The organism is Streptomyces sp. NPDC031064, assembly GCF_055570965.1.
Genome location: NZ_JBVIGF010000007.1, coordinates 122,991 through 144,085, shown reverse-complemented (window position 1 = coordinate 144,085; position 21,095 = coordinate 122,991). Strand labels below are relative to the sequence as shown.

The following is a 21,095-nucleotide window of genomic DNA, read 5'->3' as shown; positions in this document are numbered from 1 at the left end:
TCAGTGGCCTGACATACGCTTCTGGATGTGGAGCCCGACCTCTTTACCGCCGCAGCCGAAGAACGCCAGGAGAAGGACCCGTCCACCAGCCCCCTGGCGGTCCGGATGCGCCCGCGCACCCTGGACGAAGTCGTCGGCCAGCAGCACCTGCTCAAGCCCGGCTCGCCCCTGCGCCGGCTGGTCGGCGAGGGCGCGGGCGGCCCCGCCGGCGCCTCCTCCGTGATCCTCTGGGGGCCGCCCGGCACGGGCAAGACGACCCTGGCGTACGTGGTCTCCAAGGCCACCAACAAGCGCTTCGTCGAGCTTTCCGCGATCACGGCCGGCGTCAAGGAGGTCCGCGCGGTCATCGACGGCGCCCGCCGCGCCGCCGGTGGCTTCGGCAAGGAGACCGTCCTCTTCCTCGACGAGATCCACCGCTTCAGCAAGGCCCAGCAGGACTCCCTCCTGCCGGCCGTCGAGAACCGCTGGGTCACCCTGATCGCCGCCACCACGGAGAACCCGTACTTCTCGGTGATCTCCCCCCTGCTCTCCCGCTCGCTCCTGCTCACCCTGGAACCGCTCACCGACGACGACATCCGGAGCCTGCTGAAGCGCGCGCTCACCGACGAGCGCGGCCTCGCCGACGCCGTCACCCTTCCGGCCGACGCCGAAGCCCACCTCCTGCGCATCGCGGGCGGTGACGCCCGCCGGGCCCTGACCGCCCTGGAAGCGGCAGCCGGTGCCGCCCTCGCCAAGAACGAACCCGAGATCAGCCTCGCCACCCTGGAGGAGACGGTCGACCGGGCGGCGGTGACGTACGACCGGGACGGCGACCAGCACTACGACGTCGCCAGCGCCCTGATCAAGTCCATCCGCGGCTCCGACGTCGACGCGGCCCTGCACTACCTGGCGCGGATGATCGAGGCGGGGGAGGACCCCCGCTTCATCGCCCGCCGCCTGATGATCTCCGCCAGCGAGGACATCGGCCTCGCGGACCCGACGGCGCTGCCCCTCGCGGTCGCGGCGGCCCAGGCAGTGGCCATGATCGGCTTCCCGGAGGCGGCCCTCACCCTCAGCCACGCCACCATCGCCCTCGCCCTGGCCCCGAAGTCGAACGCCGCGACCACCGCGATAGCGGCCGCCCAGGCGGACGTGCGCAACGGTCTCGCGGGCCCGGTCCCGCCCCACCTCCGCGACGGGCACTACAAGGGCGCGGCCAAGCTGGGTCACGCCCAGGGGTACGTGTATCCGCACGACGTCCCCGGCGGAATCGCCGCCCAGCAATACGCACCCGACGCGATCCATGGCAGGCGCTACTACGAGCCCACCCGCTACGGCGCGGAGGCGCGGTACGCGGACGTGGTCGAGAAGGTGCGCGAACGCCTGCGCGGCGCGGAGGACTAGCCCTGCGCCGCCGCCTCGAACAGGGCGTGCATGGCGCGCCGCAGCCCGTGGATCTCCCGTACGGGCTCGGGGAAGTCGAAGCGCGCGTCGAAGGAGCGCCCCGCCGTGTCCCGGCAGCGCACCCGCAGCCCGAACCGGTCCAGCGCCAGCGGCACCACGCGCCGCACGCCGGCACGGTCCCCGAGCAGGCCGCTCAGCCCCTGCACATGGTCGTCGTGCGCGGCGGCGAGGTGCTGGAGCAGCTCGGTCTCGTACTCCATGAGCGGGTCCGGCGAGGCTGCCGCGAAGTCCTCGGCGCTCACCGCGGCGTCGCCCCACAGGTCGTCCACGTACACCTCGCCGACCTCCAGGCGCAGCATCATGTGCCCGGGCTCGGCGATCCCCGGGGCGCACGTGAGCCATCCGGAGACCCATGCCCGCCCCCGGATGCGGTGGGGGACGGCCACCGGGGCCACATCGGTCAGCTCCAGCACGGCGCGCAGCTCATCGTCCTGGGCGTGCGTGGCCGCGCGCACCACCGGCGCGTCGGCCGGGAACAGCAGGTACACCTCGCCGTCCGCGCCGACCGTCCGGACGTCCGGCATGAGCTGGTCGGCCCGGGCGCCCTCGGCCCCGGGCACGATGAGCACCGCGGAGCATGTACTCTGTACGAGAGTTCGTGTGCGCTCGGCTGCTGACGGCATCCGGGCGGTTTCAAGCCCGCTGGGACGCGGCTGACCATGAGCTGATCGGACCTCCGTCACATCGATGCTCTGCGAAGCAGGAGCATCGCTCTTTGTGCTGCTGTCTGTGATGCGCGTGGTGTTCCCAGGGCTCGACATGCGATCTCCTTGATTAAGGTAAGCCTAACCTAACCTATATCGGAGGTCTGGAGAACGTGCCTAACCAGTCGCGTCCCAAGGTCAAGAAGTCTCGCGCGCTCGGTATCGCGCTGACGCCGAAGGCCGTCAAGTACTTCGAGGCCCGCCCCTACCCGCCGGGCGAGCACGGCCGTGGCCGCAAGCAGAACTCGGACTACAAGGTCCGTCTGCTCGAGAAGCAGCGTCTGCGCGCCCAGTACGACATCAGCGAGCGCCAGATGGCGCGCGCCTACGACCGCGCCAAGAAGGCCGAGGGCAAGACGGGCGAGGCGCTGGTCGTCGAGCTCGAGCGCCGTCTCGACGCCCTGGTCCTGCGTTCGGGCATCGCCCGCACCATCTACCAGGCCCGCCAGATGGTCGTTCACGGCCACATCGAGGTCAACGGTGGCAAGGTCGACAAGCCGTCGTTCCGCGTCCGTCCCGACGACGTCGTGATGGTCCGCGAGCGCAGCCGCAACAAGAGCCTGTTCCAGGTGGCGCGTGAGGGCGGCTTCGCCCCCGAGGGTGAGACCCCCCGCTACCTCCAGGTGAACCTGAAGGCCCTGGCGTTCCGCCTCGACCGCGAGCCGAACCGCAAGGAAATCCCGGTCATCTGCGACGAGCAGCTCGTCGTCGAGTACTACGCCCGCTGACCTGACCGTCCCGGGTGCGCAGCCCGCCGCTTCCCTCGGGGAGCGGCGGGCTTCTGCGTTCCGCGACCCGTCGGGGCTCCGCCCCGACCCCGGGCGCACCGGCAGTGGCCGCAGGGCCGCACGGCGCGCCGTCAGGGAGACGCGGACCTCCCGCGCGCGCCCGCCGAGGCCCCTCGCGGCGGCGGCACCCGCCCTGGGCCCCCGCCCGACGGACCCGACAGCGCCCGCGCCACCGCCGCCTCCTTGCACAGGGCCGCCCCCTCCGCCACGTACGCCCGCAAGCGCTCAGCGCCCAGCTCCTCGCCCGCCCGCCGCTCGCACAAGGTGCGCGGCGCGCTGAAGTAGCCGGAGCCGAAGAGCGGCAGGCCGACCGCCTCCCACATCGGCGCGGCCGCGCCCTGGAGCACCGCCGCCTCCGCCGGGTCGCCCTCGGCGGCCGTCACCAGCGCCAGCAGCTCGATGGCCAGCACCAGGCCGACCAGGTCGTTGAACGCGTGGTCGATGGTGATGCACTCGACCAGCAGCTCCCGCGCCTCCCCGTGCGCGCCCCGCGCCCAGGCCGAGTACGCCAGGACGTACAGCGCGTACGCCCGCGTCCACCGCTCGCCCCGCTCCTCACAGATCTCCCGGACCTCCCGGCACAGGGAGACCGCCGCCTCGAGATCGCCCAGGAAGACCTTCGCCATGGCCAGCTCCACCTGGCCCATCAGCACCTGGCTGTTCAGCTCGCCCACCTCGCGGTACGCGGCCAGCGCCCGCGACAGCAGCTCCTCGGCGCGCGGCATGTCGTCCGACAACAGCGCCAGGCAGCCCATCCGGTGGGTCGTGTACGCGGCCGCCAGGGCGTTGCCCGTACGCGCCGCGCCCTCCCCGCACTCGTGCAGCGCCGCCACCGCCGCCGTGTCGTCGCCCTGGAGGATCGCCACGTACCCCAGCACCCACAGCGCCCGCAGCCGCACCTCGTCGTAACGGGACTCATGCCCCGGCTCCCGGCCGGGCTCCAGCGCCACCGCCCGGTCCAGCCAGTGCCGCCCCTCCGCCAGCCGCCCGCACCCCACCCACGAGAACCAGAGCGTCGCGGCGAGGTGCTGCGCCAAGTGGGCGTCCTCCGGCACCTCCAGGCACAGTTCGAGCGCCGCCCGCAGGTTGGGCAGCGCGCTGTCGGCGCAGGCCGCCACCTCCGCCTGGCGCGGGCTGAACCACTCCAGCTCGCACCAGGTGGCCAGGCCCATGTACCAGTCGCGGTGGCGCCGCCGCATCCGCTCCTCGTCGCCCAGCGCGGCCAGCCACTCCGCCCCGTACGCCCGGACCGTGTCCAGCAGCCGGAACCGCACACCCGCCGCCGTGTCCTCGCGGACCACCACCGACTGGGCGACCAGCTCGGCGAGCACGTCCAGTACCCGCTCGGCCGCCGGCTCGGGGCCGCCGCACACGTACTCGACCGCCTCCAGGTCGAACGGGCCCGCGAAGACCGACAGCCGTGCCCACAGCAGCCGCTCCTCGGGCGTGCACAGCTCGTGGCTCCAGCCGATGGCCGTCCGCAGCGTCTGGTGCCGGGGCAGCGCCCCGCGGGTGCCGCCGGTCAGCAGCCGGAACCGGTCGTCGAGCCGGTCCAGCATCCGTCCCACGGTGAGCACGGGCAGCCGCCCCGCCGCCAGCTCCAGGGCCAGTGGAATCCCGTCGAGGCGCCGGCACAGTTCCCGCACGGCGCCCGTGTCCCCGACGGGACGCCCCGGCACCGCGGCCGCCGCCCGGTCCAGGAACAGCCGAACGGCGTCGTCGGACGGCAGCGGGGCGAGCGGCATGACGGCCTCCCCGTCCAGCCGCAGTGGCCGGCGGGCGGCGGCCAGTACGGTCAGCCCGGCGGAGCGGCGCAGCAGCTCCCGCACGAGCCCGGCGCAGTCGTCCACGAGGTGTTCGAAGCCGTCCAGGACCAGCAGCAGCCGCCGGTCGGCGAGGTGCTCGACCAGCACCTCGCGCGGCGGACGGCGTGTGTGGTCGGTGAGCCCGAGCGCGTCCAGCAGCGCGTGCTCCAGCAGCTCCGCGTCGCGCAGCGGCGCCAGCTCCGCCAGCCGGACCCCGTCGCAGTAGCGTTTCTCCGTAGCGGCGGCGACGGCGGCCGCCGCCCGCGCCACGAGCCGGGACTTCCCCACCCCGCCCACCCCGACCACCGTGACGAGCCGGAACTCCCTCAGCAGCCGCTCCAGTTGGTCCAGTTCGCCGTCACGTCCGACGAACCGGTTCAGCTCCGCCGGGAGGTTGCTCCGTCGCATGGAACACGGAGCGTACCGACGCCGGTGCACTCCGTACAATCGGACCGCACAACTCCGTCTCTCTCCGCCCGTAATGCGGTACGGGGAGCGAGCGTCGGCGCGATAGGCTCGGAGGACGACTTTCAAGACGATCGACGTCCGACGTCCGACGATGCAGAGAGCGGTGCGCGCAGTGACCGGTGGAGAGGTTGCCGGGATCCTGGTCGCCGTCTTCTGGGCGATCCTGGTCTCCTTCCTGGCAGTGGTGCTGGTGAGGCTGGCCCAGACGCTCAGGGCGACCACCCGGCTCGTGGCCGAGGTGACCGAGCAGGCGGTCCCGCTGCTGGCCGACGCCTCGGCGACCGTCCGGTCCGCGCAGACGCAGCTCGACCGGGTCGACGCCATCGCGTCGGACGTCCAGGAAGTCACCTCCAACGCCTCCGCGCTCTCCACGACGGTCGCCTCCACCTTCGGCGGACCGCTCGTCAAGGTCGCGGCGTTCGGCTACGGCGTGCGCCGGGCGATGAGCCGGAACAAGAACGACAGGCCGGCCGAGCAGCCCCGGCGTACGGTGATCGTCGGCCGTACGGTGCCGGGCGCCAGGGGCCGGAAGCGGAAGGGCTGACGCAAGGGATGTTCCGCCGTGCTTTCTGGTTCACCGCGGGCGCCGCGGCCGGCGTGTGGGCCACCACCAAGGTCAACCGCAAGCTGAAGCAGTTGACCCCCGAGAGCCTCGCAGCCCAGGCCGCCGACAAGGCGATCGAGACCGGCCACCGGCTCAAGGACTTCGCGCTCGACGTCCGCGCCGGCATGCTCCAGCGCGAGTCCGAACTGGGCGAGGCGCTCGGGCTGAACGCACCCGTCGAGGACCCCGCGCTCCCGGCGCCGCGCCGCGCGGCCGCCCTGGGCGGCGCCCGGAGCGACGGCTCCCGCCGTGACGCCCGCCCCCCGTACCCCAACAACCACTCGTACAACCGGAATGAGGACCACTGATGGAGTCGGCTGAAATCCGCCGCCGCTGGCTGAGCTTCTTCGAGGAGCGCGGGCACACCGTCGTCCCTTCGGCGTCGCTCATCGCGGACGACCCGACTCTGCTCCTGGTCAACGCCGGCATGGTGCCGTTCAAGCCGTTCTTCCTGGGCGAGGAGAAGCCGCCGTACAAGCGTGCCTCCAGCGTCCAGAAGTGCGTGCGCACGCCGGACATCGAGGAGGTCGGCAAGACCACCCGGCACGGCACGTTCTTCCAGATGTGCGGCAACTTCTCCTTCGGGGACTACTTCAAGGAAGGTGCCATCAAGCTCGCCTGGGAGCTGCTGACCACCCCGGTCGAGCACGGCGGCTACGGCCTGGAGCCGGAGAAGCTCTGGATCACCGTCTACCAGGACGACGACGAGGCCGAGCAGATCTGGCGCGACGTCGTGGGCGTCCCGTCCGAGCGCATCCAGCGCCTGGGCAAGAAGGACAACTTCTGGTCCATGGGCGTCCCCGGCCCCTGCGGCCCCTGCTCCGAGATCAACTACGACCGCGGCCCCGAGTTCGGCGTCGAGGGCGGCCCGGCCGTCAACGACGAGCGGTACGTGGAGATCTGGAACCTCGTCTTCATGCAGTACGAGCGCGGCGAGGGCACCTCCAAGGAGGACTTCGAGATCCTCGGTGACCTGCCGAGCAAGAACATCGACACGGGCCTCGGTCTTGAGCGCCTGGCGATGATCCTCCAGGGCGTACAGAACATGTACGAGACCGACACCCTGAAGGTCGTCATCGACAAGGCCACCGAGCTGACCGGTGTGCGCTACGGCCAGGCCCACGAGAGCGACGTCTCGCTGCGCGTGGTCGCCGACCACATGCGTACGTCCGTGATGCTCATCGGCGACGGCGTCACCCCCGGCAACGAGGGCCGCGGCTACGTGCTGCGCCGCATCATGCGCCGCGCCGTCCGCAACATGCGCCTGCTGGGCGCCTCCGGCCCGGTCGTCGGCGAGCTCGTCGACACGGTCATCAGGACGATGGGCGAGCAGTACCCGGAGCTGGAGACCGACCGCAAGCGCATCGAGACCGTCGCGCTCGCCGAGGAGGCCGCGTTCCTCAAGGCCCTCAAGGGCGGCACGAACATCCTCGACACCGCCGTGACCGAGACCAAGGCCGCCGGCGGCACGGTCCTCTCCGGCGACAAGGCGTTCCTGCTCCACGACACCTGGGGCTTCCCGATCGACCTCACCCTGGAGATGGCCGCCGAGCAGGGCCTGTCCGTGGACGAGGCCGGCTTCCGCCGCCTGATGCAGGAGCAGCGGGACCGCGCCAAGGCCGACGCCAGGGCCAAGAAGACCGGCCACGCCGACGTCTCCGCGTACCGCGAGATCGCCGACACCTCCGGTGCCACGGAGTTCGTGGGCTACACCAACACCGAGGGCGAGACGACCGTCGTCGGCCTGCTCGTCAACGGCGTCTCCTCGCCCGCCGCCACCGAGGGCGACGAGGTCGAGGTCGTCCTCGACCGCACGCCGTTCTACGCCGAGGGCGGCGGCCAGATCGCCGACACCGGCCGCATCAAGCTGCACAGCGGCGCCGTCATCGAGGTGCGCGACGTCCAGCAGCCGGTTCCGGGCGTCTCCGTCCACAAGGGATCGGTGCAGGTCGGCGAGGTGACCGTCGGGTCGACGGCGTACGCCACGATCGACGTCAAGCGCCGCCGTGCCATCGCCCGCGCCCACAGCGCCACCCACCTCACCCACCAGGCGCTGCGTGACGCCCTCGGCCCGACGGCCGCCCAGGCCGGTTCGGAGAACCAGCCGGGTCGTTTCCGGTTCGACTTCGGCTCGCCGTCCGCCGTGCCGCAGACGGTCATGACCGACGTCGAGCAGAAGATCAACGAGGTGCTCGCCCGCGAGCTGGACGTGCACGCCGAGGTCATGCCGATCGACGAGGCCAAGCGGCAGGGCGCCATCGCCGAGTTCGGCGAGAAGTACGGCGAGCGGGTGCGTGTCGTCACCATCGGCGACTTCTCCAAGGAGCTGTGCGGCGGTACGCACGTCCACAACACCGCCCAGCTCGGTCTGGTGAAGCTGCTCGGCGAGTCGTCGATCGGCTCCGGTGTGCGGCGTATCGAGGCCCTCGTCGGTGTCGACGCGTACAACTTCCTCGCCAAGGAGCACACGGTCGTCGCCCAGCTCCAGGAGCTGGTCAAGGGCCGCCCCGAGGAGCTTCCCGACAAGATCTCCGCCATGCTCGGCAAGCTGAAGGACGCCGAGAAGGAGATCGAGAAGTTCCGCGCCGAGAAGGTGCTCCAGGCCGCCGCCGGTCTCGCCCAGTCCGCCCAGGACGTCCGCGGCGTGGCCCTGGTGACCGGCCAGGTCCCCGACGGCACCTCCGCCGACGACCTGCGCAAGCTGGTGCTCGACGTGCGCGGCCGCATCCCGGGCGACCGCCCGGCCGTCGTCGCCCTGTTCACCACGGCCAACGGCCGCCCGCTGACCGTAATCGCCACCAATGAGGCCGCCCGCGAGCGTGGCCTCAAGGCCGGCGAGCTGGTCCGCACGGCCGCCAAGACCCTCGGTGGCGGCGGTGGCGGCAAGCCGGACGTCGCCCAGGGCGGCGGCCAGAACCCGGAGGCCATCGGCGACGCCATCGACGCCGTCGAGCGGCTCGTCGCGGACACCGTCTGATGAGACGCGGCCGCCGGCTCGCGATCGACGTCGGGGACGCCCGGATCGGGGTCGCCTCGTGCGACCCCGACGGGGTCCTGGCCACGCCGGTGGAGACCGTGCCGGGACGTGATGTCCCGGCCGCCCACCGGCGGTTGAAGCAGATCACCGAGGAGTACGAACCCATCGAGATCGTGGTCGGTCTCCCTCGCTCCCTCAGCGGGGGCGAGGGCCCGGCCGCGGCCAAGGTCCGCGCCTTCGCGCAGGAGCTGGCCCGGGGCGTCGCCCCCGTCCCCGTACGGCTCGTGGACGAGAGGATGACCACAGTGACAGCCACTCAGGGGCTGCGCGCGTCGGGCGTCAAGTCCAAAAAGGGCCGGTCTGTCATCGATCAGGCAGCCGCTGTGATCATCCTTCAGAACGCTCTTGAGTCCGAACGGGTATCGGGTAATCCGCCCGGAGAGAGCGTCGAAGTGGTCATCTGATCGCGATACGGTAACGTTCCGCGCTACGCGGCGGTGTTCGAACAACTGCCGCGCTACGTAGAGGCGGATCGTCCGGACGCCTCGCGGCTGTTTGGGGATCGATGACTGAGTATGGCCGGAGCCCCGGCTCCGAACCGTGGCACCCCGAGGACCCGGCTCACGGGAACCAGGGGTGGGAAGGTCAGCAGGCCTACTACCAACAGGCGCAGTACGGGAACGAGCACGACCCGTACCAGCAGCAGCCGCAGCAGGGTTACGGCGACCAGCAGTACCACGCCGCGCAGGAGTACCAGGCCCAGCAGACCTACGCGGGCCAGGCCTACGCCGGCCAGCAGCCGTACGACACCGGCGCCTGGGACACCGGCCAGCAGACGGCCATGCCGTACGGGGCAGCCGCCCCGGCCGACCCGTACGGCCCCCAGGCCCCCGACCTGTACGGCACGCCCGAGGCGTACCCGCCGCCGCAGCCCCCGGGCCAGCGGCGGGCCGAACCGGAGCCCCGCCGGGAGCCGGTGCGCCAGGAGCCGGAGGAGGAGAGCCACCCGTTCTTCTCGGACGGCGCGGCGGACGGCGGCCCGGACGACGACGGGTTCGACGGCCCCGACGACGAGCCGGCCACGTCCCGGCGCGGCGGTGGCCAGGGCCGCCGGGGCGGCAAGCAGCAGAAGAAGCGCAAGAGCCGCAACGGCCTCGCCTGCCTGGTCGTCGCCCTGGTCATGGCGGGCGGCGCCGGCGGCGTCGGCTACTTCGGTTACCAGTTCTGGCAGGGCCAGTTCGGCCCGGCCCCCGACTACACCGGTGACGGCACGAACGAGACCGTCCAGGTCGAGATCCCCAAGGGCGCCGGCGGTTACGAGATCGCCGCCCTCCTCGTCGAGCACGGTGTGGTCAAGAGCCAGGGCGCCTTCGTCTCCGCCCAGGAGAAGAACCCCCGCGGCAAGAGCATCCAGGACGGTGTCTACACGCTCAAGAAGGGCATGTCCGCCGCCAGCGCGGTCGAGGCCATGCTCAACCCGGAGAACCGGAACGCCCTCACCATTCCCGAGGGCAAGCGGAGCGCCTTCATCTACGCGGAGATCGACAAAAAGCTCGAACTCAAGCCCGGGACGACGAAGTCGGTCGCCAAGGCGAAGGCGAAAAACCTCGGCCTGCCGGAATGGGCGACCGGCCACCCCGACGTCAAGGACCCGCTGGAAGGATTCCTCTTCCCGGCCAGCTACCCGGTGGCGAAGGGCGCCAAGCCGGAGGACGTCCTGCGGAAGATGGTCGCCCGGGCGAACGCCGAGTACGGAAAGCTCGACATCGAGAACAAGGCCAAGTCCCTGGGTCTTGACGGTCCGTGGGAGCTGCTGACCGTCGCGAGCCTGGTGCAGGTCGAGGGCAAGTACAAGCACGACTTCGACAAGGTCGCCCGCGTCGTCTACAACCGTCTCAAGCCCAACAACGTCGAGACGGTCGGCCGGCTCGAATTCGACTCCACGATCAACTACATCAAGGAAGAAAGCACCCTCGACGTCGGTGCGGTGGCCGATCTGCGCAAGATCGACGACCCGTACAACACCTATGACATCAAGGGGCTGACGCCCGGACCGATCAGCAATCCCGGCGTCGACGCCATCAATTCCGCGCTGAAACCGACGCCGGGCCCCTGGTATTACTTCGTTTCGATCAACGAGGACAAGACGGTGTTCTCGGTGACCAACGAGGAGCACAACCGGAACGTGGAGCAGTACGAAAAGGAACGGGAGAAGTCCGGCCAGTGAGCACAGTGAAGCGCGCCGCCGTCCTGGGGTCGCCGATCGCCCACTCCCTCTCCCCGGTGCTGCACCGGGCCGCCTACGCGGAGCTCGGCCTCACCGACTGGTCGTACGACCGCCACGAGGTCGACGAGGCCCGGCTCCCCGCGTTCCTGGACGGCCTGGACGCGTCCTGGGCCGGACTGTCGCTGACCATGCCGCTCAAGCGGGCCGTCATCCCACTGCTCGACGAGATCACCGCCACGGCAGCCTCCGTCGAAGCCGTCAACACGGTCGTCTTCACCGAGGACGGCCGCCGGATCGGCGACAACACCGACATCCCCGGCATGATCGCCGCGCTGCGGGAGCGGGGCGTGGGCAAGGTGGAGAGCGCCGCCGTGCTCGGCGCCGGCGCCACCGCGTCCTCCGCCCTCGCCGCGCTGTCCCGGATCTGCACCGGGCCCGTCACCGCGTACGTACGCAGCGAGGCCCGCGCCGCCGAGATGCGCGGCTGGGGCGAGCGGCTGGGCATCGAGGTCCTTACCGCCGACTGGACCCGGGCGGCCGAGGGCCTGCGGGCGCCCCTGGTCATCGCCACGACCCCCGCCGGGACGACCGACGCGCTCGCCGCCGAGGTGCCCGACCGGCCCGGCACCCTCTTCGACGTGCTGTACGAGCCGTGGCCCACCGCCCTGGCGGCCGCCTGGTCGGCGCGCGGCGGCGCCGTGCTGGGCGGGCTCGACCTGCTCGTCCACCAGGCCGTCCTCCAGGTGGAACAGATGACCGGCCGGGCGCCCGCTCCGCTGGCCGCCATGAGGGCCGCCGGAGAACGCGCCCTCGCCGCCCACTAGGCACCCGCCGGGCACCCGCGCACCCGGGCGGCGCCCCGGTTCGCCGCCGGGAAGCTCCGGAGCGCGTACCGGACGTGACCACTCCGGCGTCCGTCTTGTGGACCGGGCACCGGCGCGGGGCCCGGACGTGGGAGGATCAGTGGTGGCGGGCCAGGGCCGCGCACCCGGTCGCGCCGTCGCTGTCGAGGCGCGAGCATGAGGAGCACCGTTGAGCAGGTTGCGCTGGCTGACCGCTGGGGAGTCCCACGGTCCCGCACTGGTGGCGACGCTGGAGGGTCTTCCCGCCGGTGTCCCGATCACCACGGAGATGGTGGCGGACCACCTCGCCCGCCGGCGCCTCGGCTATGGGCGCGGCGCGCGGATGAAGTTCGAGCGCGACGAGGTGACCTTCCTCGGCGGCGTACGCCACGGCCTGACCATGGGCTCGCCCGTCGCCGTGATGGTCGGCAACACCGAGTGGCCCAAGTGGGAGAAGGTCATGGCGGCCGACCCGGTCGACCCGGACGAGCTCGCCGAACTGGCCCGTAACGCCCCCCTGACCCGCCCGCGCCCCGGCCACGCCGACCTGGCGGGCATGCAGAAGTACGGGTTCGACGAGGCCCGCCCGGTCCTGGAGCGGGCCAGCGCCCGCGAGACCGCCGCCCGCGTCGCCCTCGGCGCCGTCGCCCGCTCCTACCTCAAGGAGACGGCCGGCATCGAGATCGTGTCGCACGTCGTCGAGCTGGCCGCCGCCAAGGCGCCGTACGGCGTGTACCCGACCCCCGCCGACGTCGAGCGGCTGGACGCCGACCCCGTGCGCTGCCTGGACGCCGACGCGTCGAAGGCGATGGTCGCCGAGATCGACCAGGCCCACAAGGACGGCGACACCCTCGGCGGCGTCGTCGAGGTCCTCGCCTACGGCGTGCCCGTCGGCCTCGGCTCGCACGTCCACTGGGACCGGCGCCTGGACGCCCGGCTGGCCGCAGCCCTCATGGGCATCCAGGCCATCAAGGGCGTCGAGGTCGGCGACGGCTTCGACCTGGCGCGGGTGCCCGGCTCCAAGGCGCACGACGAGATCGTCGCCACCGACGAGGGCATCAAGCGCACCTCGGGCCGCTCCGGCGGCACCGAGGGCGGCCTGACCACCGGCGAGCTGCTGCGCGTCCGCGCCGCGATGAAGCCCATCGCGACCGTGCCCCGGGCGCTCAAGACCGTCGACGTCGTCACCGGCGAGGCCGCCGCCGCGCACCACCAGCGCTCCGACGTGTGCGCGGTCCCGGCCGCCGGCATCGTCGCCGAGGCCATGGTCGCCCTCGTCCTCGCCGACGCGGTCGCGGAGAAGTTCGGCGGCGACAGCGTCGCCGAGACCCGCCGCAACGTCCGCTCGTACCTCGACAACCTCCACATCAAGTGAGCGCCGGCCCGCTGATCGTCCTGGTCGGCCCGATGGGCTCCGGCAAGTCCACCGTGGGCGCGCTGCTCGCCGACCGGCTCGGCGTGCCCTACCGGGACACCGACGCCGACATCGTGGCCGCCCAGGGGCGCGAGATCTCCGACATCTTCGTCGAGGACGGCGAGGAGCACTTCCGCGCCCTGGAGCGCGAGGCCGTACGGGCCGCCGTCGCCGAACACCAGGGCGTCCTCGCCCTCGGCGGCGGCGCCGTCCTCGACCCCGGCACCCGCGAGCTGCTCGCCGGCCTCCCGGTCGCGTACCTCTCGATGGACGTCGAGGAGGCGGTCCGGCGCGTCGGCCTGAACACCGCCCGCCCGCTGCTCGCCGTCAACCCGCGCCGCCAGTGGCGCGAGCTGATGGAGGCACGCCGGCACCTGTACACCGAAGTCGCCCGCGTGGTGGTGGCCACCGACGACAAGACCCCCGAAGAGGTCGCCCAGGCGGTCCTCGACGCACTGGAGCTTCAGAAGTGACTGACCAAGCAGTGACCCGTATCCAGGTCGGCGGCACGGCCGGCACCGACCCGTACGAGGTGCTGGTCGGCCGGCAGTTGCTCGGCGAGCTCGCCGGCCTTGTCGGCAACGCCAAGCGCGTCGCCGTCATCCACCCCGAGGCGCTGGCCGAGACGGGCGAGGCGCTGCGCGCCGACCTCGCCGAGCAGGGCTACGAGGCCATCGCGATCCAGGTGCCGAACGCGGAGGAGGCCAAGACCGCCGAGGTCGCCGCCTACTGCTGGAAGGCGCTCGGCCAGTCCGGCTTCACCCGCACCGACGTGATCGTCGGCGTCGGCGGCGGAGCCACCACCGACCTCGCCGGCTTCGTCGCGGCCACCTGGCTGCGCGGCGTGCGCTGGATCGCCGTCCCCACCACCGTCCTCGCCATGGTGGACGCGGCGGTCGGCGGCAAGACCGGCATCAACACCGCCGAGGGCAAGAACCTCGTCGGCGCCTTCCACCCGCCGGCCGGCGTCCTGTGCGACCTCGCCGCGCTCGACTCGCTCCCGGTCCACGACTACGTCAGCGGCCTGGCCGAGATCATCAAGGCGGGCTTCATCGCCGACCCGGTGATCCTCGACCTGATCGAGTCCGACCCCGAGGCCGCCCATACGCCTTCCGGCCCGCACACGGCCGAGCTCATCGAGCGCTCCATCCGGGTCAAGGCGGACGTCGTCTCGTCCGACCTGAAGGAATCCGGCCTCCGCGAGATCCTCAACTACGGCCACACGCTCGCCCACGCCATCGAGAAGAACGAGCGCTACAAGTGGCGCCACGGCGCGGCCGTCTCCGTCGGCATGGTCTTCGCGGCCGAACTGGGCCGCCTCGCCGGGCGCCTGGACGACGCCACCGCCGAGCGGCACCGCACCATCCTGGGCTCCGTCGGCCTGCCGCTCACCTACCGCGGCGACCAGTGGCCCAAACTGCTGGAGACCATGAAGGTCGACAAGAAGTCCCGGGGCGACCTGCTGCGCTTCATCGTCCTGGACGGCCTCGCCAAGCCGACGGTCCTCGAAGGCCCCGACCCGGCCGTCCTCGTCGCCGCGTACGGGGAGGTCTCCGCATGACCGCCCGCCGGGTCCTCGTCCTCAACGGCCCCAACCTCGGCCGCCTCGGCTCCCGCGAGCCCGACGTGTACGGCTCCACGTCGTACGCCGGTCTCGTCGACGCCTGCACGACGCTCGGCAAGGAGCTCGGCTTCGACGTCGACGTGCGGGAGACGAACGACGAGGGCGAGATGATCCGCTGGCTCCACGAGGCGGCCGACCACGCGATCCCCGTGGTCCTCAACCCCGGCGCGTTCACGCACTACTCGTACGGGATGAGGGACGCGGCCGCCCAGCGCACCGCCCCCCTGATCGAGGTGCACATCTCCAACCCGTACACCCGCGAGGAGTTCCGCCACACCTCCGTCGTGGCGGCCGTCGCCAGCGGCACCGTCGCGGGCTTCGGCATCGGCTCCTACCGGCTCGCCCTGCGCGCCCTCGCCGACGAACTCGTCTGACGGGCACTGCGTACCCTCCCCGGCCGTTCCCATACAGTCGGCCGGGGAGGGTACGGTTCGGTAACGGGCCGCCCAACGGCCGCCCGACCAGCACCGATCGGACGAGACGGAGTGGCACCGGATGCAGCACGCAGTGGGGGCTCCGCTGCCGCCGCCCCATCAGCCGGGGCACGCAGCCACCGGATGGACGAACCAGGCCGCCGCCCACCACCCGGGCCCGCCGCCGCCCCAGGGCCCCCCGCCCGCGGCCCCGCCCGCGCCGGGCTGGGTCCCGCCCGAGACCACGGGCCACATCCACCTCCCGCCCGGCGCCCCGGTCGCCGCCCCGGCCCCCGCGCCGGCCCAGGCCCCGCACACCGCTCCCGGTTCCGGCACCGGTACGGCCACCCTCGCCGTCCTCCTGATCGGCCCGGCCGGCGCGGGCAAGACCACCGTCGCCCGCTACTGGGCCAGCAACCGCCGGGTGCCCACCGCGCACATCAGCCTCGACGACGTACGCGAATGGGTCTGCGCCGGCTTCGCCGACCCCCAGTCCGGCTGGAACGACCAGTCCGAGGCCCAGTACCGGCTCGCCCGCCGCACCTGTGGCTTCGCCGCGCGCAACTTCCTCGCCAACGGAATCTCCTGCATCCTCGACGACGCCGTCTTCCCCGACCGCCCCGTCGTGGGCCTCGGCGGCTGGAAGCGCCATGTCGGGCCGGGCCTGCTCCCCGTCGTCCTCCTCCCGGGCCTGGAGATCGTCCTGGAGCGCAACGCCGAGCGCACCGGGAACCGGCGCCTGTCCGACGAGGAGGTCGCCGGCATCCACGGCCGCATGGCCGGCTGGTACGGCTCCGGGCTGCCGATCATCGACAACTCCAAGTACGACGTCGAGACCACCGCCCGCGTCCTGGACGACGTCCTCGCCCGCGCCATAGCGAGCCCACCGGTCTACTGACCGCGACCCGCCACCGGGGCGCCGAATGGTCCGGTCGGACCCGCCCGACCTGCCGGGGCGCGGCCGCGCTCGTAGGCTCGGGGCATGTCAGAGGTGTTTGCGGACCGCCGAGGGCGGCTGCGCGACCGGTGCGCGGCGTCCGGCTCTGCGGCGGCCCTGGTCTCCCGCCCCGCCAACGTCCGGTATCTCGCGGGCGGCGCGCCCCCGGGCGCCGTCCTGCTCCTGGGGGCCGGCGACGACGTGCTGCTCTGCCCCCGGCCGCCCACCGGGGACCCGGTGGAGGGCCGCCTCGACGAGCAGTTGCGCCAGCTCGTCCTGCCGTCCTCGGGCGGCGACCCGGCGGTCGCGGCGGTCGGCATCGCCGGCAAGGCGGGGGCGGACGCCCTCGCGGTGGAGGAGCACCACCTCACCGTCACGCGCCACCGCGCCATGGCCTCGGTCGCCCCGCGGGTGCGCCTGGCGGACCTGGGCACGGCCATCGAGCAGGAGCGGATCGTCAAGGACGAGGACGAGATCACCTGCCTCAGGATCGCCGCGGAGATCACCGACCAGGCGCTGGGCGAGCTCCTCGAATCCATCCTGGTCGGCCGCACCGAGCGCCACCTCGCCCTGGAGCTGGAACGCCGCCTGGTCGACCACGGTGCCGACGGCCCCGCGTTCCCCACCTCCGTCGCCACGGGCCCGAACGCGGGCCGGGGCGGTCACCGGCCCTCCGACCGCCGTGTCGAGGAGGGTGATTTCCTCTCCGTCTGCCTGGGCGCCAACTACCGCGGCTACCGCTGCGAGATCGGCCGCACCTTCGTGATCGGCACCTCGCCCGCCGACTGGCAGATCGAGCTGTACGACCTCGTCTTCGCCGCTCAGCGGGCCGCCCGGGAGTCCCTGGCCCCCGGCACCGCGTACCGCGACGTGGACCGCGCGGCCCGCCAGATCCTGGACGCGGCGGGGTACGGCGAGTGCCTGGAGCCCTTCCTCGGACACGGTGTGGGGCTCGAAATCGAGGAGGACCCGCAGTTGGCACCCGGCGCCATGGGTAAACTGGACGCTTGTGTGCCGGTCACCGTCGAACCGGGGGTCCACCTCCCGGGCCGGGGCGGTGTCCGGATCGATGACACGCTCGTCGTACGCCAGGAGGCGGACGGCGGACCCGAGCTACTCACCATCACGACCAAGGAGCTGCTCGCGCTGTAGCGCGTGACGCACCACGCCTCGGTCGTCCACCAGCGTCAGTCCAGGAGATTCCGCAACCGTGGCTTCCACGAACGACCTCAAGAACGGCATGGTGCTCAAGCTCGACAACGACCAGCTCTGGTCCGTGGTCGAGTTCCAGCACGTCAAGCCCGGCAAGGGCCCGGCCTTCGTGCGCACCAAGCTCAAGAACGTGCTCTCCGGCAAGATCGTCGACAAGACGTTCAACGCCGGTGTGAAGGTCGAGACGGCCACCGTCGACCGCCGCGACATGCAGTTCTCGTACATGGACGGCGAGTACTTCGTGTTCATGGACATGCAGACCTACGACCAGCTCCACGTCTCCAAGGCGGCCGTCGGCGACGCCGCCAACTTCCTGGTCGAGGGCTTCACCGCCACCGTCGCCACGCACGAGGGCGAGGTGCTCTACGTCGAGCTCCCGGCCGCCGTCGAGCTGACGATCCAGGAGACCGAGCCGGGCGTCCAGGGCGACCGCTCCACCGGCGGCACCAAGCCGGCCATCCTGGAGACCGGCCACCAGATCCAGGTCCCGCTCTTCATCACCACCGGTGAGAAGATCAAGGTCGACACTCGTGACAGCGGCTACCTCGGCCGGGTGAACAGCTAACCGTGGCTGCCCGGAACAAGGCCCGTAAGCGCGCCTTCCAGATCCTCTTCGAGGCCGACCAGCGCGGTGCGTCCGCGCAGGAGGTCCTCGCGGACTGGGTCCGGCACGCCCGGTCCGACGACCGGCAGCCGCCGGTCAGCGAGTACACGATGGAGCTCGTCGAGGGGTACGCGCAGTACGCCGACCGGATCGACGAGCTCATCGCCACCTACGCGGAGGGCTGGGCGCTCGACCGGATGCCGGTCGTCGACCGGAACATCCTGCGCCTCGGTGCGTACGAGCTGGTCTGGGTGGACGGCACCCCGGACGCGGTGGTGATCGACGAGGCGGTTCAGCTCGCCAAGGAGTTCTCCACCGACGAGTCCCCGTCGTTCGTCAACGGCCTGCTGGCCCGGTTCAAGGACCTCAAGCCGAAGCTCCGCCGGGACTGAGAGCCGGTACGAAGGGCCCGCAGCGCACCTCGCGCGGCGGGCCCTTCGGCGTATCCGCACGGGGACGACGAGCGGGTCCCCACGGGGACGACGAGCGTGTCCCCACGGGGACGACGAGCGTGTCCCCACGAGGACGAGGCAGTGCTCTCCACGGGGACGAAAGAGCCGCCGGGGCGGTGGGGCACCCATCAAGGCTCCCCCCGCACCCGGCGGCAACGTTTCTGCTGTAGTAGGCCCCTGGCTCAGGCCTCTTCGTGCGCGACCGCACGGCGGGCGTCCGCGTCCAGCACTCCCCAACTGATGAGCTGCTCGGTCAGCACGGAGGGCGACTGGTCGTAGATGACCGCCAGGGTGCGCAGGTCGTCCTGCCGGATCGACAGCACCTTGCCGTTGTAGTCGCCGCGCTGCGACTGGATCGTCGCGGCGTAGCGCTGCAACGGGCCGGCCTTCTCCGCGGGGACGTGAGCCAGGCGCTCCAGGTCCAGGACGAGCTTCGGCGGCGGCTCGGCGGCCCCGCCCGGCGTGGTGCCCGGCAGCAGCTCCTGCACCGGGACGCCGTAGAAGTCAGCCAGCTCGGCCAGGCGCTGCACGGTCACGGCACGGTCACCGCGCTCGTACGAACCGACCACCACGGCCTTCCAGCGGCCCTGGGACTTCTCCTCCACCCCGTGGAGAGAGAGGCCCTGCTGGGTGCGGATGGCGCGGAGCTTGGCCCCGAGCTGTTTTGCGTATTCGCTGGACATATAGCTCCCGGGAAAGAGTGGTAACTCACTGTGAGGTTACGCAGCGTTACTTGGCTGCGTCAAGCCGAATGGTCCGTACCGACTCTCTTTGGCGACCCCGGTCGGGAGCATGCGCCGGGCCCTGGTACGGTGGATGGCGCAATTCCGACGTCCTTTAAGGTCCGTCCCGTGAGGCGGAGAAGGAGGTCCGTTTCGTATGGACGCCACTCAGCAGTCCGATGCCGCACGCCCCGTTCTCGAGGGCCCCGACATCGCGCGGGTACTGACCCGCATCGCCCACGAGATCGTCGAGCGCGCCAAGGGCGCCGACGACGTGGTCCTCCTCGGCATCCCCACGCGTGGCGTCTTCCTCGCCCGCCGCCTCGCCGACAAGCTCGAGCAGATCACCGGCCGCCCGGTGCCGGTCGGCTCCCTCGACATCACCATGTACCGCGACGATCTGCGGATGCGGCCGGCCCGCGCGCTCGCCCGCACCGAGATCCCCGGCGACGGCATCGACGGCCGCCTCGTCGTCCTGGTCGACGACGTGCTCTTCTCCGGCCGTACCATCCGCGCCGCCCTCGACGCGCTCGGCGACATCGGCCGCCCGCGCGCCGTCCAGCTCGCGGTCCTCGTCGACCGCGGCCACCGCGAACTGCCCATCCGCGCCGACTACGTCGGCAAGAACCTCCCCACGTCGCTGCGGGAGACGGTCAAGGTCCAGCTCGCCGAGGAGGACGGTCGCGACACCGTGCTGCTCGGGCTGCGGGAGACCGCCTCCACGGCTCCGGCCGGCGAGCAGTAGCACCCCCGTACGACCCCTGCGTACGGCGTGCCGCGCTGCGCGCCCGCATGCCCGACGGGCCTGTCCGTACCCGGTCACCCGTCAGGTCACTCCTCGGCCCTGAACCTCCACAAAACCGGAGAAATACCCCAAGATGATGCGCCACCTCATCTCGGCCGCCGACCTCACCCGCGACGACGCCGTCCTCATCCTCGACACCGCCGAGGAGATGGCCCGGGTCGCCGACCGGCCGATCAAGAAGCTGCCCACCCTGCGCGGCCGCACCGTCGTCAACCTCTTCTTCGAGGACTCGACCCGTACCCGCATCTCCTTCGAGGCCGCCGAGAAGCGCCTTTCCGCCGACGTCATCAACTTCAGCGCCAAGGGCTCCTCGGTCTCCAAGGGCGAGTCGCTGAAGGACACCGCGCAGACCCTGGAGGCGATGGGCGTGGACGCCGTCGTCATCCGGCACGGCGCCTCGGGAGCCCCGTACCGCCTGGCCACCTCCGGCTGGATCGACGCCGCCGTCATCAACGCCGGTGACGGCACCCACCAGCACCCCACCCAGGCGCTGCTGGACGCCTTCACCATGCGCCGCCGCCTGGTCGGCCGGGACGCGGGCCTGGGCCAGGACCTGGAGGGCAAGCGCATCACCATCGTCGGTGACGTCCTGCACAGCCGGGTCGCCCGCTCCAACGTCGACCTGCTGCACACCCTGGGCGCCCAGGTCACCCTCGTCGCCCCGCCCACCCTGGTCCCCGTCGGCGTCGAGACCTGGCCGTGCGAGGTGTCGTACGACCTCGACAGCACCCTGCCGAAGTCCGACGCCGTGATGATGCTGCGCGTCCAGCGTGAGCGCATGAACGCCGCCTTCTTCCCGACCGAGCGCGAGTACTCCCGCCGCTACGGCCTGGACGGCGACCGCATGGCGAAGATGCCCGAGCACGCCATAGTGATGCACCCCGGCCCGATGGTGCGTGGCATGGAGATCACCGCCGAGGTCGCCGACTCCGGCCGCTGCACGGTCGTCGAGCAGGTCGCCAACGGCGTCTCGATCCGCATGGCCGTCCTGTACCTGCTGCTCGGCGGCAACGAATCCGCCGTCGCCAACACCCGTACCGAGGAGAAGTAAGAC

General features: G+C 71.9%; 21 protein-coding genes. 18 read left to right on the top strand and 3 right to left on the bottom strand.

Annotated elements, in window-relative coordinates; genetic code table 11:
- Window positions 1-27: 27 nt before the first annotated feature.
- The gene (locus ACZ46W_RS24950) at window positions 28-1,383 is read left to right on the top strand and encodes a replication-associated recombination protein A (RefSeq protein WP_468341491.1); all 1,356 of its coding nucleotides are present in this window, start codon (window positions 28-30) and stop codon (window positions 1,381-1,383) included.
- On the opposite strand, the gene ACZ46W_RS24945 is transcribed toward ACZ46W_RS24950, so the two are convergent.
- Window positions 1,380-2,066: a DUF2470 domain-containing protein gene (locus tag ACZ46W_RS24945; protein WP_468341488.1), complete on the bottom strand. Its 687-nt coding sequence runs from the start codon at window positions 2,064-2,066 to the stop codon at window positions 1,380-1,382. The two genes, ACZ46W_RS24950 and ACZ46W_RS24945, sit on opposite strands and share 4 nt — an antisense overlap.
- A 194-nt stretch (window positions 2,067-2,260) precedes the next feature.
- Here ACZ46W_RS24945 and rpsD point away from each other — a divergent pair, with 194 nt between their 5' ends.
- Entirely contained in the window at window positions 2,261-2,875 is a 615-nt protein-coding gene (rpsD, locus tag ACZ46W_RS24940; protein ID WP_366130716.1) for a 30S ribosomal protein S4, read from the top strand.
- 131 nt (window positions 2,876-3,006) lie between these two features.
- Here rpsD and ACZ46W_RS24935 read toward each other — a convergent pair whose 3' ends face one another.
- Complete coding sequence (locus ACZ46W_RS24935) at window positions 3,007-5,148, bottom strand: ATP-binding protein (protein WP_468341484.1); 2,142 nt, start codon at window positions 5,146-5,148, stop codon at window positions 3,007-3,009.
- Window positions 5,149-5,320: 172 nt separating this feature from the next.
- On the opposite strand from ACZ46W_RS24935, the gene ACZ46W_RS24930 reads away from it, so the two are divergent.
- From ACZ46W_RS24930 to nusB, 14 genes are all read left to right on the top strand, one after another.
- Window positions 5,321-5,752 carry a DUF948 domain-containing protein gene (locus ACZ46W_RS24930; RefSeq protein WP_064068038.1) on the top strand — a complete coding sequence of 144 codons (432 nt, stop codon included), beginning with the start codon at window positions 5,321-5,323 and terminating at the stop codon, window positions 5,750-5,752.
- An 8-nt stretch (window positions 5,753-5,760) separates the two neighbouring features.
- A complete protein-coding gene (locus ACZ46W_RS24925) occupies window positions 5,761-6,120 on the top strand; it encodes a DUF6167 family protein (RefSeq protein WP_468341480.1) in 360 nt (119 codons plus the stop codon).
- Entirely contained in the window at window positions 6,120-8,789 is a 2,670-nt protein-coding gene (gene alaS, locus ACZ46W_RS24920) for an alanine--tRNA ligase (RefSeq protein WP_468341477.1), read from the top strand. Before ACZ46W_RS24925 ends, alaS begins: the two co-directional genes overlap by 1 nt.
- Entirely contained in the window at window positions 8,789-9,253 is a 465-nt protein-coding gene (gene ruvX / locus ACZ46W_RS24915) for a Holliday junction resolvase RuvX (protein WP_468341474.1), read from the top strand. The genes alaS and ruvX overlap by 1 nt, the downstream gene beginning before the upstream one ends.
- Window positions 9,254-9,354: 101 nt before the next feature.
- Window positions 9,355-11,016, top strand: coding sequence for an endolytic transglycosylase MltG (gene mltG, locus ACZ46W_RS24910; RefSeq protein ID WP_468341471.1), 1,662 nt, complete (start codon window positions 9,355-9,357; stop codon window positions 11,014-11,016).
- Window positions 11,013-11,840, top strand: a complete 828-nt coding sequence (locus ACZ46W_RS24905; RefSeq protein WP_468341468.1) for a shikimate dehydrogenase — start codon at window positions 11,013-11,015, stop codon at window positions 11,838-11,840. Before mltG ends, ACZ46W_RS24905 begins: the two co-directional genes overlap by 4 nt.
- 208 nt (window positions 11,841-12,048) lie before the next feature.
- On the top strand, window positions 12,049-13,233 hold the full coding sequence (gene aroC, locus ACZ46W_RS24900) for a chorismate synthase (RefSeq protein WP_468341466.1): 1,185 nt from the start codon (window positions 12,049-12,051) through the stop codon (window positions 13,231-13,233).
- The gene (locus ACZ46W_RS24895; RefSeq protein WP_468341463.1) at window positions 13,230-13,745 is read left to right on the top strand and encodes a shikimate kinase; all 516 of its coding nucleotides are present in this window, start codon (window positions 13,230-13,232) and stop codon (window positions 13,743-13,745) included. The genes aroC and ACZ46W_RS24895 overlap by 4 nt, the downstream gene beginning before the upstream one ends.
- On the top strand, window positions 13,742-14,833 hold the full coding sequence (gene aroB / locus ACZ46W_RS24890) for a 3-dehydroquinate synthase (protein WP_468341460.1): 1,092 nt from the start codon (window positions 13,742-13,744) through the stop codon (window positions 14,831-14,833). Before ACZ46W_RS24895 ends, aroB begins: the two co-directional genes overlap by 4 nt.
- Entirely contained in the window at window positions 14,830-15,270 is a 441-nt protein-coding gene (gene aroQ, locus ACZ46W_RS24885) for a type II 3-dehydroquinate dehydratase (RefSeq protein ID WP_468341457.1), read from the top strand. The genes aroB and aroQ overlap by 4 nt, the downstream gene beginning before the upstream one ends.
- 121 nt (window positions 15,271-15,391) lie before the next feature.
- Window positions 15,392-16,207, top strand: a complete 816-nt coding sequence (locus tag ACZ46W_RS24880) for a Pro-rich N-terminal domain-containing protein (RefSeq protein WP_468341454.1) — start codon at window positions 15,392-15,394, stop codon at window positions 16,205-16,207.
- 84 nt (window positions 16,208-16,291) lie between these two features.
- Window positions 16,292-17,398, top strand: a complete 1,107-nt coding sequence (locus ACZ46W_RS24875) for an aminopeptidase P family protein (RefSeq protein ID WP_468341451.1) — start codon at window positions 16,292-16,294, stop codon at window positions 17,396-17,398.
- 58 nt (window positions 17,399-17,456) lie between these two features.
- Window positions 17,457-18,023, top strand: a complete 567-nt coding sequence (gene efp / locus ACZ46W_RS24870) for an elongation factor P (protein ID WP_468341448.1) — start codon at window positions 17,457-17,459, stop codon at window positions 18,021-18,023.
- A gap of 2 nt (window positions 18,024-18,025) precedes the next feature.
- Window positions 18,026-18,454 (top strand): transcription antitermination factor NusB, encoded by a 429-nt coding sequence (gene nusB / locus ACZ46W_RS24865; RefSeq protein ID WP_468341445.1) that lies wholly within the window; start codon window positions 18,026-18,028, stop codon window positions 18,452-18,454.
- A 242-nt stretch (window positions 18,455-18,696) separates the two neighbouring features.
- Here the strand turns inward: nusB and bldD are convergent, their stop codons facing one another.
- On the bottom strand, window positions 18,697-19,197 hold the full coding sequence (gene bldD / locus ACZ46W_RS24860; RefSeq protein WP_064068023.1) for a transcriptional regulator BldD: 501 nt from the start codon (window positions 19,195-19,197) through the stop codon (window positions 18,697-18,699).
- Between the two features lie 196 nt (window positions 19,198-19,393).
- Here bldD and pyrR point away from each other — a divergent pair, with 196 nt between their 5' ends.
- Both pyrR and ACZ46W_RS24850 read left to right on the top strand, forming a co-directional pair.
- Window positions 19,394-19,981, top strand: a complete 588-nt coding sequence (gene pyrR / locus ACZ46W_RS24855; protein WP_468341443.1) for a bifunctional pyr operon transcriptional regulator/uracil phosphoribosyltransferase PyrR — start codon at window positions 19,394-19,396, stop codon at window positions 19,979-19,981.
- A 133-nt stretch (window positions 19,982-20,114) separates the two neighbouring features.
- Window positions 20,115-21,092, top strand: a complete 978-nt coding sequence (locus ACZ46W_RS24850) for an aspartate carbamoyltransferase catalytic subunit (protein WP_468341440.1) — start codon at window positions 20,115-20,117, stop codon at window positions 21,090-21,092.
- Window positions 21,093-21,095 lie beyond the last annotated feature (3 nt).

Coding starts and splice junctions, on each gene's coding strand:
- ACZ46W_RS24945 (WP_468341488.1), bottom strand. CDS start 2,066: ATGCCGTCAGCAGCCGAGCGCACACGAACTCTCGTACAGAGTACATGC.
- ACZ46W_RS24935 (WP_468341484.1), bottom strand. CDS start 5,148: ATGCGACGGAGCAACCTCCCGGCGGAGCTGAACCGGTTCGTCGGACGT.
- ACZ46W_RS24925 (WP_468341480.1), top strand. CDS start 5,761: ATGTTCCGCCGTGCTTTCTGGTTCACCGCGGGCGCCGCGGCCGGCGTG.
- alaS (WP_468341477.1), top strand. CDS start 6,120: ATGGAGTCGGCTGAAATCCGCCGCCGCTGGCTGAGCTTCTTCGAGGAG.
- ruvX (WP_468341474.1), top strand. CDS start 8,789: ATGAGACGCGGCCGCCGGCTCGCGATCGACGTCGGGGACGCCCGGATC.
- mltG (WP_468341471.1), top strand. CDS start 9,355: ATGACTGAGTATGGCCGGAGCCCCGGCTCCGAACCGTGGCACCCCGAG.
- aroQ (WP_468341457.1), top strand. CDS start 14,830: ATGACCGCCCGCCGGGTCCTCGTCCTCAACGGCCCCAACCTCGGCCGC.
- ACZ46W_RS24880 (WP_468341454.1), top strand. CDS start 15,392: ATGCAGCACGCAGTGGGGGCTCCGCTGCCGCCGCCCCATCAGCCGGGG.
- ACZ46W_RS24875 (WP_468341451.1), top strand. CDS start 16,292: ATGTCAGAGGTGTTTGCGGACCGCCGAGGGCGGCTGCGCGACCGGTGC.
- bldD (WP_064068023.1), bottom strand. CDS start 19,197: ATGTCCAGCGAATACGCAAAACAGCTCGGGGCCAAGCTCCGCGCCATC.
- pyrR (WP_468341443.1), top strand. CDS start 19,394: ATGGACGCCACTCAGCAGTCCGATGCCGCACGCCCCGTTCTCGAGGGC.
- ACZ46W_RS24850 (WP_468341440.1), top strand. CDS start 20,115: ATGATGCGCCACCTCATCTCGGCCGCCGACCTCACCCGCGACGACGCC.